At 61.5% G+C, this 13282-nt stretch carries 13 protein-coding genes and 1 pseudogene; 2 read left to right on the forward strand and 12 right to left on the reverse strand.

All coding sequences use genetic code 11. The features are described 5' to 3' along the window. Positions 1-171: 171 nt before the first annotated feature. Positions 172-336 (forward strand): hypothetical protein, encoded by a 165-nt coding sequence (locus ACS3WB_RS15180; protein WP_438276323.1) that lies wholly within the window; start codon positions 172-174, stop codon positions 334-336. Between the two features lie 22 nt (positions 337-358). Here ACS3WB_RS15180 and der read toward each other — a convergent pair whose 3' ends face one another. The 7 genes from der to ACS3WB_RS15215 form a co-directional block, all read right to left on the reverse strand. Beyond that, positions 359-1741, reverse strand: coding sequence for a ribosome biogenesis GTPase Der (gene der, locus ACS3WB_RS15185; RefSeq protein WP_438276324.1), 1383 nt, complete (start codon positions 1739-1741; stop codon positions 359-361). Between the two features lie 120 nt (positions 1742-1861). Continuing rightward, positions 1862-2386, reverse strand: a complete 525-nt coding sequence (locus tag ACS3WB_RS15190) for a hypothetical protein (protein ID WP_438276325.1) — start codon at positions 2384-2386, stop codon at positions 1862-1864. 39 nt (positions 2387-2425) lie between these two features. Further along, on the reverse strand, positions 2426-3079 hold the full coding sequence (locus ACS3WB_RS15195) for a tetratricopeptide repeat protein (protein ID WP_438276326.1): 654 nt from the start codon (positions 3077-3079) through the stop codon (positions 2426-2428). 259 nt (positions 3080-3338) lie between these two features. After that, positions 3339-5120, reverse strand: coding sequence for a di-heme-cytochrome C peroxidase (locus ACS3WB_RS15200; protein ID WP_438276327.1), 1782 nt, complete (start codon positions 5118-5120; stop codon positions 3339-3341). Between the two features lie 278 nt (positions 5121-5398). Beyond that, entirely contained in the window at positions 5399-6223 is an 825-nt protein-coding gene (panB, locus tag ACS3WB_RS15205) for a 3-methyl-2-oxobutanoate hydroxymethyltransferase (RefSeq protein WP_438276328.1), read from the reverse strand. Positions 6224-6553: 330 nt separating this feature from the next. Beyond that, on the reverse strand, positions 6554-7138 hold the full coding sequence (locus tag ACS3WB_RS15210) for an NnrU family protein (protein WP_438276329.1): 585 nt from the start codon (positions 7136-7138) through the stop codon (positions 6554-6556). Between the two features lie 11 nt (positions 7139-7149). Beyond that, positions 7150-8769 (reverse strand): peptide chain release factor 3, encoded by a 1620-nt coding sequence (locus tag ACS3WB_RS15215; protein WP_438276330.1) that lies wholly within the window; start codon positions 8767-8769, stop codon positions 7150-7152. A gap of 258 nt (positions 8770-9027) precedes the next feature. Between ACS3WB_RS15215 and sugE the strand changes: the two genes are divergently transcribed. Then, positions 9028-9342 carry a quaternary ammonium compound efflux SMR transporter SugE gene (gene sugE, locus ACS3WB_RS15220; RefSeq protein WP_438276331.1) on the forward strand — a complete coding sequence of 105 codons (315 nt, stop codon included), beginning with the start codon at positions 9028-9030 and terminating at the stop codon, positions 9340-9342. Here the strand turns inward: sugE and ACS3WB_RS15225 are convergent. From ACS3WB_RS15225 to ACS3WB_RS15245, 5 genes and pseudogenes are all read right to left on the reverse strand, one after another. Then, positions 9335-10339 carry an anion permease gene (locus tag ACS3WB_RS15225; protein ID WP_438276332.1) on the reverse strand — a complete coding sequence of 335 codons (1005 nt, stop codon included), beginning with the start codon at positions 10337-10339 and terminating at the stop codon, positions 9335-9337. The two genes, sugE and ACS3WB_RS15225, sit on opposite strands and share 8 nt — an antisense overlap. A 14-nt stretch (positions 10340-10353) precedes the next feature. Beyond that, positions 10354-10998 carry a DUF47 domain-containing protein gene (locus ACS3WB_RS15230; protein ID WP_438276333.1) on the reverse strand — a complete coding sequence of 215 codons (645 nt, stop codon included), beginning with the start codon at positions 10996-10998 and terminating at the stop codon, positions 10354-10356. A 154-nt stretch (positions 10999-11152) separates the two neighbouring features. Then, complete coding sequence (locus ACS3WB_RS15235) at positions 11153-12127, reverse strand: branched-chain amino acid ABC transporter permease (protein WP_438276334.1); 975 nt, start codon at positions 12125-12127, stop codon at positions 11153-11155. A gap of 1 nt (position 12128) precedes the next feature. Beyond that, the gene (locus tag ACS3WB_RS15240; RefSeq protein ID WP_438276336.1) at positions 12129-12992 is read right to left on the reverse strand and encodes a branched-chain amino acid ABC transporter permease; all 864 of its coding nucleotides are present in this window, start codon (positions 12990-12992) and stop codon (positions 12129-12131) included. A gap of 99 nt (positions 12993-13091) precedes the next feature. Continuing rightward, positions 13092-13282: pseudogene (locus ACS3WB_RS15245) on the reverse strand (ABC transporter substrate-binding protein); the annotation flags it as partial.

The raw sequence follows: 13282 nt of genomic DNA on the forward strand, positions 1-13282 counted from the left end.
CGGTATCGATCCTCTGGTCAAGCCCGAGACCATAAAGCAAACCCGCTCCAAACCAGACCGCGCAGCGCGTCACATTCGCCAACCGCGCATTGAACCGTTTTGCACGGCTGCCTCACAATTGACTGGAACTTGATGCGCGATGGACCGTCTCGATCGGGTCAGGAGTTGTTGATGCAAGCCGTTGTCGAGCGCGTGATGCGTGCCTTTACCCTCAAGAACCCGCCACCCAACGAGGCGGAGGACGTTCGCCGGAGCCCGGCCGAGTTTGCGGCGGAATTGTTGGAGAATTACAGGGCGCAGCTTCTGCAACGCGCGCAGCCGCCCCGCAGCCGCTGATCCACTTTTGGCGAATACGCGCTCACGACTTGCGTTTGCGCTTGTGCGCGAACGGATTGGCCTTTTCGCGAAGCGTGATGCGGATCGGCGTGCCCGGCAGATCGAAAACCTCGCGCAAACTGTTGACGAGATAGCGCAGATAAGATTCCGGAACCGCATCCGCCCGCGAACAGAACACCACGAAACTCGGTGGCCGCGCCTTGGTCTGGGTCGCGTAATTGAGCTTCAGCCGCCGTCCCGAGACTGCAGGCGGCGGACTGGCGGTGACCGCCTGTTGGAACCAGCGATTGAGCGCGGCCGTCGGCACCCGATGATTCCAGACGGCGTAGGCGTTCTGGATCGCCGTCATCAGCCCGTCGATCCCCTCGCCCGTCAGGCCGGAGACCGCGATGACCGGCGCACCCTTGACCTGCGGCAGCCAGTGATCGACATCGCGGCGCAGCGATGCGATCCCGCCCGACCCGCGCGGCATCAAATCCCATTTGTTGACGGCGATTACCAGCGCGCGGCCCTCGCGCTCGATCAGGTCGGCGATGCGCAGATCCTGCTCCTCGAACCTGTTCTGCGCATCCATCATCAGGACGACGACCTCGGCGAACCTGATGGCGCGCAACGTATCCGCCACCGACAGCTTTTCGAGCTTCTCCTCGATGCGCGACCGGCGCCGCAGCCCGGCAGTATCGAAGACACGGAAGTCGCGTCCCTTCCAGTTCAGTTCGACCGAAATGGAATCCCGCGTGGTGCCGGCTTCCGGGCTCGTCAGCAGCCGTTCCTCGCTGAGCAGATGATTGATCAGCGTCGATTTGCCGGCATTGGGACGCCCGACGATCGCAACGCGGATCGGCCGCTGCGAGATATCCTCAGACTCGATGAGATCGTCATCGTCGAATTCCTCGGCTTCCTCGGCTGGCTCCGGCATCACAGCGCGCAACGCATCGTAGAGATCGCCCATGCCCTCGCCGTGCTCCGCGGACACGCCGACCGGATCGCCGAGCCCCAGCGCATAGGACTCCAGCGCGCCGGCTTCGCCGTGCCTGCCCTCGCTCTTGTTGGCGACCAGCACGACCGGCTTGTCGGCGCGTCGCGCGAAATCGGCGAAGGAACGATCGGTCGGCGTCAGACCCGCGCGCGCATCGAAGACGAACATCAGCGCATCCGCGGCTGCGATCGCGGCCTCGGTCTGCTCCTGCATACGCGCCGTCAGCGAGCCGCGCGGTCCCTCATCGAGACCGGCGGTATCGATCACCGTGAAATCGAGATCGCCGAGCCGCGCCTGGCCTTCGCGGCGATCGCGCGTCACGCCCGGCTCGTCATCGACAAGCGCCAGCTTCTGTCCGACCAGACGGTTGAACAGCGTCGATTTGCCGACATTGGGTCGGCCTATGATGGCAACAGTGAAGGACATCGGCGTTGCCTGCCCCTTAGCAGGATGTTGAAAAAATCTCGGGGGCGTCATTTCCGGAGCGGTGTCCGGAGTGACCGGAAGGTTTTTCAACAAACCTGTTAGAGCATGATCCCGACCCTGTCAGCGCTGGAAGCTGCCGCTGGGCATCGGTGCCGGAAACGACGAGGTATCCGGTGACTGTTGCGGCGCGGCCTCCTGCTGCGGTGCCGGTTCTTCCTTGGGCAGCGAGGTGGCCCGGCGATGAACCAGCCGTTTCGGCTTGCGGTGCGGCTCAGCCGCAGCGGCAGCAGCGCCATTCTCAGCGCCGGCCTCGGCGGGTACAGGCGCGCTGCCAGATGCCCCCGATCGCCGCGTATGCCCGGCGCTGGCCGGAGGCGAGGCCGTAACGGCAGCGGTGGACTGTTCCTGCTGCTGCTGTTGTTCAACGTTGCTCTTGTAGAGATCCTTCGGCACGCCCTGCTCGATGCCCGGGACACCCTCAGGGAAAACCGGCTCGCGTTTGCCCGGAAGTTTTTTCTTCGTATCGAGGAAGTCGAGCATATCGGAGGGATCCCAATTGCTCATGCCGCCGCCACCGCAACCGGCGAGCGCGCCGCAGAGCGAGATCAGAACAGCGGAGGCAATCAGGCGTTGCGAGCGGCGCATCGGCGGTTCTCGTTCAAAACTTGAGTTCAGAATACCTGTTCAGCTCTTCGCAGCCGGCGGCAGCAAGGCTTGCAAGGCTTCGGCGCGGCTGCGCAGGCTGGATGGCGTCTGGCCATCCGCGCTGATCGCATCCAGCCATTTCCGCGTGGATGCCGTATCGTTGGCATGCCAGGCGGATAGTGCCAGCAGTTCGCGCGCGGTGTGGCGGAAGGTCGCCTCAGGGGCTGTCGCCGGCTCCAGACGCTGCAGCATGTTGTTGTAGGTCTCGGTATCCAGCAGCAGTCCGGCGGCCCGCACGCGCGCGAGATCGCGCTCAGCGCCGTCGAATCCGCTGTCGGCGGCAATCGCGTCGTAGAGCTTGACCGCCTCCTTGGGATCACGCTTGACGGCTTCGGCCGCGGCGCGAAGCAACGACAGATTGCGATATCCCCGCGGCGCGGTCGCCGCCAGTTTCGTGAAGGCCGCTTCGGCTTCGGCAGGCTTGTTTTGCTCGGCGAGCGCCACGGCCGCCTCGAAGGCCGAACCAGCCTGCGCAGCCTTTTGAGCCTGCAGATACTGATATCCGCGCCAGCCCCCGACCGCGATAATGATCAGAATAGCGGCGCCAATAATCAGTCCCGAATAACGGCTCCAAACCTTCCTGAGCTGCTCACGGCGCAGTTCTTCATCAACTTCGCTAAATAATTCAGCCACTTAAATTTTCCCGTCCCCGATTTCCGCGATCCCGCGGAGCCGCCTTGTGCGCACATCCCGCCGATGGCGGCGGCGATACCCTAACGATATGGCGCCGACAAGGCAAAGCGTGCCCGATCAGCCAACCGCTCGGCACGCATGCTTTTTAGTTCGGCGCGCCTCATCCACACTGTTCATGAACAACGTGGATGAGTCTCCTGGGGTCGGAATATTCGCGAGTCTGGGCAGGCCGATCGTCAAGCTGGCCGAGACGGACAGATCAAAGCGTTTTCAGATATTCGAGAAGAGCTTTCTTGTCAGCATCCGGCAGGCTCGTCCCGAATTCATGACCGCAATGGCTGTTGCCGGAGTTCAGATCGTCACACCCGGTAGTTTCGCGAACGTTGCCTGCCTGAGTCTGATTCGAAGCAATGCCGATGTTTTCAAGATCATATTCGGGACCGATCGCGAAGCGCTGCTGCCGCTGGCTCGCAGGCTTGAGCAATTCCGCAAGACTTGCGACCGAGCCATTATGCAGGTAGGGGGCGGTCGCCCAAATGCCGTGGAGAACCCGCGATTCATAGGCGCCTTTCGGGGGCGCGGGGCTTTCAACGTTCATCTCAAGCCGACGTCGTATTTCGGGGGTTGCAGCGGCGCCAGGAAACCTGAATGCGCCCGGCAAGTCCTGCAAAACGGGTGGAAGCCGATTCGCGTCCACAGGTTCTGGAGCGTTCGCCGCGATATCGGGTTTGACAATGGCGCTAAACGTCCGTCGCGACGATCCCGACGCAAAGCTCAGGACGTGCTCTCCGATCGTACCGATCACGGAGGTTGCCAGAATATTGAACGCGAGGTCCGTTTCCTTCAAAGGCTTTGTCGCGAACGGAATGTAAGCGCCTTGCAGAACTCCTGATCTGGCGGTCCATCCCAAGATATCGTATTCGCGCGTGTCCGTCCCCACGTTCTGGATTGGCGTTGCCCAGGTCTGCTGGAATGGAAAACGGGCTTTTCCAGGTTTCTCACTGTGGCATTCCTGGCAGCCGCCATCAGCAGTCGATCGTTCAAAGACCGCCTGGCCCTTGGCCGCCAAAACGGTATCGATGGACCATGGCCATTTCGGCGGCCCGATCTTCTTCGCAAGATCCTCCAGCTTTTGCAGCCCGTCGAAATTCACCGAGTTGTTGTTCAGAAAATCGATAAACAGGCCGTCGCGCGTGGGTTGATAATCGCCGAACACGCCCATCACTTCGCCGACGTTTCGAGCGAGTCCCAGGATATCGCTCCCGTTATCCGCAAAGCCCGGCCACTGCGTCTTGTCCTGTTTTGGTGCATTCCAGAGAAAAGGATAGCGCACCGGCGCGTCGGCCCGGTGGATATTCTCCGGAATCAGGAATGACGGCTCGGGGCCAACACCCAACCCGGTCACTCGATTAAAGATCATGCCAACCGCATCAAGGCGTCCAAGTCCCCATCCGGGATTGGAAAGCGAGCGATCGATGATGGTGTGATAGCGAAGGTACCATGCATCAACGTCGCTCCGCAGCGCGGCAACCTTGTCACTGCCGGGAGTCGCCGTCTGAAGTACGGACGCTGCAAACGCCCGGAACGCGGCATCGTCTGACGTTGCCCGCGCCATCGACTTATCGAGATCGCTCAGAAACGCCTGGAAATCGACGAGCGCCGGTCCCCCATCGATGCGATAGAGTCGTTCTCCCACCTTGATCTGACGGGTATGACAGGCGGAGCACGTCATCCCGACGACCTTCGCGCCAGCCGGGCCAGTCGCGTAAAATCCCACGGGCAGTTCCGCATCGGGGCCTGTCAAATAGCCGTATCTTGTCAAGCTGTCGGACAGGAAAGGCGCTCCATCAGCTTGCTTGAGAGCTTTGAGCCACGCCAATGGGATGAGCCGCGAACCTTGATCGCGCGTGTAGAAATCGGTCCGGCTGGAAGTCTCCCAAGCCGCACCCTGATCAACGAAAACCGGACCGGCATCATCCGCCGAAGATGAAGTGACGACGCAGAAGTTCAGGAGAGCGAGGATCAGAATAACGATTCGCATGTGTGCTCCGAGGGCACGGCCATTTTATGGGCGTGTGTTTTGGTGAACGCACCGCGGCACGCGGCGAACGTACTTCGCACGGATGCAAATTTCTATCAACAGTTGCGTGGAACAGAAAATTCTAGTCAAGCGAGCTTAAAGATTGATGGAATCACGTCGTTCGCCTCTCGTATCACCGCCGCGCGTAAAACCAAGGTGGGGGCAGATATGTTCACAGGCGATCATGCAGAGACCGCGTGGCAGCGAGCACCAGAACGGTCGGCTTGAGGCTGAGGCTTTCAGCCTTTCGGCTTCATCGCATAAACGTGTTCGGGACCGGGAAAGGCGCGGCTGCGCACATCGCGCGCATAGTCCTCGATCGCAGCCTCGATCATGGGACCGAGTTCGCCATAGCGGCGGACGAATTTCGGCGCACGCGGCGACAGACCGAGCATGTCCTCCAGCACCAGCACCTGGCCATCGCAGGCCGCGCTGGCGCCGATGCCGATGGTCGGGATCGCCACCTCCTTCGTGATCTTGCGCGCCAGCGGCTCCGCCACCGCCTCGATCACCATCGAAAACGCGCCGGCCTGCGCGACGGCACGCGCATCGTCCTCGATCGGCTGCCACGTTCCCTCTTCGCGTCCCTGCGCGCGAAACGATCCCAGCGTGTTGATGGACTGCGGCGTCAGGCCGACATGCCCCATCACGGGAATGCCGCGGGCGGCGAGAAAGGCGATGGTTTCCGCCATCTTCACGCCGCCTTCGAGCTTCACCGCACCGCAGAGCGTCTCCTTGAGAATCCGCGCGGCGGAATGAAACGCCTGCTCCTTCGAGGCCTCGTAGGAGCCGAACGGCATGTCCACCACCACCAGCGCCTGTTGCGAGCCGCGCATCACCGCGCGGCCCTGGAGGATCATCATGTCCAGCGTGACCGGCACCGTGGTCTCGAAACCGTGCATCACGTTGCCGAGGCTGTCGCCGACCAGAATGACGTCGCAATAGCGGTCGACCAGCGCGGCGGTATGCGCATGGTAGGATGTCAGCATCACGATCGGGTCGCCGTTCTTGCGCGCGCGAATGTCGGGTGCTGTCCTGCGCTTCAAGGCCGACTGGACTGACATGACTAGTGGTCCGATTCCAACATTTGCATCCCGTTCCAGCGGTTCCCTGTGCAAATGCGGGAATCAAAGGACCACTAGCAAATTTAATTTTCTAGTGGAGCTTTGAATTTGACATTCGCTTCTCGAACTTTGTTGCAATGTGGGTAGCGAATGTCAAATTCGCTCCACTAGTACCCACTTTCCGAAGTTCGTGAGACATCGCAACACCCCCTTAACGAACTTCGGAAAGCAAAGGGTACTAGCAACCTTATGATTCTAGTACCGCTTTCGATTTGAAATTCCCCAAGACGAACCCGCTGCAAGTGGTGCAGGAATTTCAAATCGGCGGTACTAGGCTCCAAAGACCGGAACGCCGACGACGTAAGGATGGAAGAGAGCGCCGAGCGCAAGATAGAGGACGACGCCGACCACGACCGCGATCACGTCGTTGCGAACGCCGCCGACCGGGATCGGCAGGCCGCCGGGATCGGCGCGGCGCTTCAGCGAGATGCGGTCGACCACCGCCCACGCCAGGATCGAACCGAACAGGATGATCGAGCCGAGATCTCCGTTGGCGAGCAGATGCGCCGTCGCCCATAGCTTCACGCCGGCCAGCATCGGATGCTTCAGCTTGGCATAGATGCGGCCGCGAATATACGACGCCACCACCAGAATGATCGCGGGCAGGATCAGCGCTTCAGCGATGTGCTTCATCACGCGCGGCGGATGCCAGACGTCGATCCAGCCGGTGGCGCGATAATGAAAAAAACCCCAGACGATCAGAGCGACGCCAACCGCCGAAATCAGCGAAAACCCGATCTTGTATGGTCCTTCGCCATAGGAGGAGACCAGCCGCGCACGAAAATCGCGCTTCGTCGCGGCGAGGTGCACGCCGAGAAACAGAACAAGGCCAGCAATCATGACTAACAAACCCATCGTTTTCCTCCTTACGCGGTCTTCTTCACGTCCTTGACGCTGGAGAACGTAATGCCTTCGGCGCGTTCCATCGTGTAACCGAGATAGAATTCGTTCTTGGCCAGAAACACCGGATCACCATCCACGTCGTCGGCGACCCCGGAGCCGTTCGCCGCGATGAACGCATCGAGTTTCTTGCGATCCTCCGATGAAATCCAGCGCGCCAGTTGAAACTCGCTGACCTCGAAATCCACCGGCAGCGAATATTCGGCATCGAGACGCGCTTTCAGCACATCGAGTTGCAGCATGCCGACGACGCCGACCAGCGCAGGCGCCCCGTCGCGCGGGCGGAAGACCTGCACGACGCCCTCCTCCGACATCTGCTGCAGGGCTTCCTTCAGCTTCTTCGCCTTCATCGCATCCGTAAGCCTGACCCGGCGGACGATTTCCGGCGCGAAGGACGGCACGCCGACAAAATTGACATCCTCCCCTTCGGTCAGGGTATCGCCGATCCGCAACGTGCCGTGATTGGGAATGCCGACCACGTCGCCTGCGAATGCTTCGTCTGCGATCGCGCGATCCTGCGCGAAGAAAAATTGCGGCGACGACAGCGGCATCGGCTTGCCGGTACGCACCAGCTTCGCCTTCATGCCGCGCGTCAGCTTGCCGGAACAGAGCCGGGCGAAGGCGATGCGATCGCGATGATTGGGATCCATGTTGGCCTGGATCTTGAACACGAAGGCCGTCATGCGCGATTCATCGGCAGCAACCTTGCGCAGGTTCGATTCCTGCGCGCGCGGCGGCGGAGCGAATCTGCCGAGCCCTTCCAGGAGGTCGCCGACGCCGAAATTGCGCAGCGCGGAGCCGAAATAGACCGGCGTCAGGTGTCCCTCGCGAAACGCATCGAGGTCGAACGGCTTGCAGGCCTCGGTCGCAAGCGCCAGTTCGTCCCTGATCTCGTCGACATTCAGATTGGCGTTGCGCGCGGCGAGATCGGCGATGTCGATCTGTTCGGCCGCGCCGGTCTTGGCTCCGCCGCCTTCGAGCAGGCGGATGCCGCCGGTCGCGATGTCGTAGGTGCCGAGAAAGTCGCGCCCGCGCCCGACCGGCCAGGTCATCGGCGTGGTGTCGAGCGCCAGCGTCTTCTCGATCTCGTCCAGGAGATCGAAGGTGTCGCGGCTCTCGCGGTCCATCTTGTTGATGAAGGTGATGATCGGGATGTCGCGCAGCCGGCAGACCTCGAACAGCTTCCGGGTGCGCGCCTCGATGCCCTTGGCGGCGTCGATCACCATGACCGCGGAATCCACCGCGGTCAGCGTACGATAGGTGTCTTCGGAAAAATCCTCGTGACCCGGCGTGTCCAACAGGTTGAAGACCCTGCCTTCGAACTCGAAGGTCATCACCGAGGTGACCACCGAGATGCCACGGTCGCGCTCGATCTTCATCCAGTCGGACCGGGTGTTGCGCCGCTCACCCTTCGCCTTCACTTGTCCGGCGAGATTGATGGCGCCGCCGAACAGCAGGAGCTTTTCCGTCAGCGTGGTCTTGCCGGCGTCAGGGTGCGAGATGATCGCGAAGGTGCGCCGGCGCGCGACTTCCGCCGCCAGCGGCGAACGCGAGGCTGGTTCATTCTGCAGGGCCAAGTCGGACATCAACGAGCGTGTGGCAGGGAAAACCGGCGGGATCAAGGGGATTTACACGATCAAGCGCGGTTGCGAACCAGCGCTCGCGGCCTCATATAATGCGCGGAAGGACGACCTTCCATCCAGCTAATCCCGGCTCTGATAAAGTAGAACCGGGGCAGGTTTTTATCTGACGCGTTTTCTTCACGCGAACGGCATCCACTTCGCTTGAAAACGCTCTGGTATCCGCGGGGACGACCCTGCCCGTATTTTCAAGGAGGGTTCGTCATGGCCTGGTTCATGCTGTTCGTCGCCGGATTGATGGAAGTCGGCTGGGCGATCGGTCTCAAATACACCGACGGATTCACGCGGCTGGTGCCCTCGCTACTGACGCTGGCGGCCATGGCCGCGAGCCTAGCGCTGCTCGGGCTGGTGCTCAAGACGCTGCCGATCGGCACCGCCTATGCGGTCTGGACCGGCATCGGCGCGGTCGGAACCGCGATCCTCGGGATTGTGCTGTTCGGCGATCCGGCGACCATGGCGAGGCTTTTCTGCATCGGTCTGATCGTCGCCGGCATCGCCGGGCTGAAGCTCGTTACTTGACGAACGACACCACCCAATAAGCTACCGCGGCGACCAGCGCCGATGCGGGTATGGTGATCACCCACGCATAGACGATGGAGCTCGCGACGTTCCAGCGCACCGCCGACAACCGCCGCGCCGCGCCGACGCCAACGATGGCGCCGGTAATGGTGTGGGTGGTCGATACCGGGACGCCGAGGAACGTCGCCATGAACAGCGTCGCCGCGCCGCCGGTCTCCGCGCAAAAACCCTGCATCGGCGTCAGCTTGGTGATGCGAAGGCCCATCGTCCGCACGATCCGCCAGCCGCCCATCAGCGTCCCCAACGCCATCGCGGCCTGACACGCCAGCACCACCCAGAACGGGATCACGAAATGATCGCCGAGATAGCCTTGCGAATACAGCAACACCGCGATGATGCCCATGGTCTTCTGCGCATCGTTGCCACCGTGGCCCAGCGAATAAAGCGACGCGGAAAAAAACTGCAGGGTGCGGAACGCGCGATCGACCGCGAAAGGCGTTGAACGCACCGACAGCCACGAAACGATGCCGACCAGCACCAGAGCGAGCAGAAAACCGACCAGCGGCGACAATACGATCGCGATCAACGTCTTCGACAGACCGCCCCAAACCGCTGCGGCGAAGCCCGCCTTGGCGATGCCGCCACCGAGCAGGCCGCCGATCAGCGCATGCGAGCTGCTGGATGGAATTCCGAGCCCCCAGGTGACCAGATTCCAGACCATGGCGCCGACCAGCGCGGCGAAGATCACCTGCGGGTCGATCACGTTGGGCTCAATGATACCCGTTCCGATCGTGTTGGCGACGTGCAGGCCGAACACCAGAAACGCAACGAAATTGAAGAACGCCGCCCACAGCACCGCATATTGCGGCCGCAGCACCCGTGTCGAGACAATGGTGGCGATCGAATTCGCCGCGTCATGCAAGCCGTTCAGGAAATCGAACAGCAGAGCAGCGGCGATCAGTCCGACCAGAACCGGAAGACCAAGCATGGCGTCCACAGCGCGGCCCTGCCCTATACCTGCTCGATGACGATGCTGTTGATCTCGTTGGCAACGTCGTCGAAGCGATCGGCGACCTTTTCCAGGTGATCGTAGATTTCGACGCCGACGATGAAGTCCATCGCGTTGGCGTTGCGGTGCTTCAGAAAAAGCTCCTTCAGGCCGATATCGTGCAGATCGTCGACCCGGCCTTCCAGCTTGCCGAGTTCCTCGGTGATCGCCGTCAGCATTGCGACGTTGTTGCTGATCGACTGGAGCAGCGGCAGCGCGCGGCCGACCAGATTGGCGCATTCCACGAGCAGCGCGCCGATCTCGCGCATCGGCGGCTCGAAGGTCCGCACCTCGAACAGCACCACGGCCTTTGCGGTCTGTTGCATCTGATCGATGGCGTCGTCCATCGAGGTGATCAGGTTCTTGATGTCCACGCGGTCGAACGGTGTGATGAAGGTCCTGCGGACTGCGGTCAAAACCTCGCGCGTGATGCCGTCGGCGTCGTTCTCGAACTGGCTGACCCGCTGGCAGAACACCGGCGTTTCCTCGCCGCCGTTCAGCATTCCCTGAAGCGCATGCGCGCCCTGCACAATCGTCTGCGAATGGCGGGCGAACAGGTCAAAAAAACGCTCCTCTTTCGGCAGAAAGAACCGAAACCAACTCAGCATTGCTGCATTCCACTTTGCAAGACAGAGAACCGGGCCGCCTGTCCGGAGCGCCCAGGTGTCATAAACCATTTCCGGGAAAGTGGGCAATCGGCATCGCAACCGGCGGGATGATCCACCGGTTTGTACGCCCCAAAGGGCGCCAATCGCGCGATAATTACAGGGATCGCCTAAAATAATGCGCAATTTCGCCGACTACGCCGCGACGGAAGGTCAGCACGCAGACCACGAAGATCACGCCCTGGATCACAGTGACCCATTGCCCGAAGCCGGCCAGATACTGCTGCATGGCAATGATCGCAAAGGCGCCGACCACAGGGCCGAATACCGTTCCGAGGCCACCCACCAGCGTCATCAGCACGATTTCACCCGACATTGTCCAGTGCACGTCGGTCAGCGAGGCGTTCTGCGCCACCAGCACCTTGAGCGATCCGGCAAGCCCTGCAAGCGTGCCCGACAGGATGTAAGCCAGAAGCTTGTACTGGTCGGTCTTGTAGCCGAGGGATATCGCGCGCTGCTCGTTCTCGCGGATCGCCTTCAAGACTTCGCCGAACGGCGAGTTGATGGCACGGTAGATCGCCAGGAAGCCGAACAGAAAGCCGCCCAGAACGACGTAGTAAAGGGTGTCCGGATGCGACAGGTCGAGGACGCCGAACATTTTTCCCTGCGGAACTCCCTGGATGCCGTCTTCGCCATGGGTGAACGGCGTCTGCAGGTAGATGAAATAAAGAAGCTGCGCGAGCGCCAGCGTAATCATCGCGAAGTAGATGCCTTGGCGGCGAATGGCGACGACACCGGTGACGATGCTGAGAAGGGCCGCCGCGCCGACGCCCGCGACGATGCCCAGTTCGGGCGGAACACCCCATACTTTCAACGCATGCGCGCAGATATAACCGGCCGTTCCGAGAAACATCGCATGGCCGAACGACAACAGGCCGCCGTAGCCGAGCAGCAGATTGAACGCGCAGGCGAGCAGCGCGAAGCAGAGCCCCTGCATCACGAAGTATGGGTAGATCCCGGTCGTCGGCACGATGGCCAGGACGGCGGTCATCAGGATGAAAACGATCATCTCGTCGCCGATGATGCGACGACGGCCTGAGGTCCGAACGGTTTTGTCGGTCAATGCTGCCATGTCAGACCGCCCGTCCCGTCAATCCCGTCGGCTTCACCAGCAGCACGAGAACCATGAGCACGAAAACCACGGTATTGGACGCCTCGGGATAAAAATACTTCGTCAGTCCCTCGATGATGCCGAGCGCAAATCCAGTGATGATCGATCCCATGATCGATCCCATGCCGCCGATCACCACCACCGCGAACACCACGATGATCAGGTCCGCCCCCATCAGCGGCCGCACCTGATTGATCGGCGCCGCCAATACGCCGGCGAGCGCGGCAAGGCCGACTCCCAATCCATATGTCAATGTAATCATGCGCGGCACATTGATGCCGAATGCGCGCACCAGCGTCGGATTCTCCGTTGCCGCGCGCAGGTAGGCGCCGAGCCGGGTCCGCTCGATCAGATACCAGGTGGCGATGCAGACCACCAGCGAACATACGATCACCCAGGCGCGGTAGATCGGCAGAAACATGAAGCCGAGATTGATGCCGCCCTGCAATTCGCTCGGAATGGCATAGGGCAGACCGGAGGAGCCGAAATAGTTCTGGAACACGCCCTGAATAATCAGCGCGAGACCGAAGGTCAGCAGCAGTCCATACAGATGATCCAGCCCCGCCAGCCACTTCAGCATGGTCCGCTCCGTGAGCATGCCGAAGATGCCCACGAGAACCGGTGCGAGGATCAGCGCCGGCCAGTAGCCGATGCCGAAGACGTTAAGCAGGAAATAGGCGCAGAACGCGCCCATCATGTAGACCGCACCATGCGCGAAATTGATGATGTTGAGCATGCCGAAGATCACGGCCAGACCGAGGCTCAGCAGCGCATAGAACGAACCGTTGATCAGCCCGACCAGAAGCTGCGCGGAGAGGGCCTGCAGATTGATCGACATGTTGCTCCTGCCCTTCGATCCATTCGTGAATTTTATCCGTGGGCAATGGCGCCCCGGCGGCTCGACGCCGCCGGAGCGCCCGCAGCGTCAATGCTTGACCAGCGAGCACTTGCTTTCCGACAGCGGCCGGAACGCCTGGTCTCCCGGCGTCGTGCCGACCAGCTTGTAGAGATCCCACGGGCCCTTGGACTCCGCCGGCGTCTTGACCTCGAACAGGAACGCCGGATGAATCGCGCGGCCGTCGATCCGGATCACGCCCTTGCCGAACAGCGGATCGT

Source organism: Nitrobacter sp. (genome assembly GCF_051535215.1).
Lineage (GTDB): Bacteria > Pseudomonadota > Alphaproteobacteria > Rhizobiales > Xanthobacteraceae > Nitrobacter.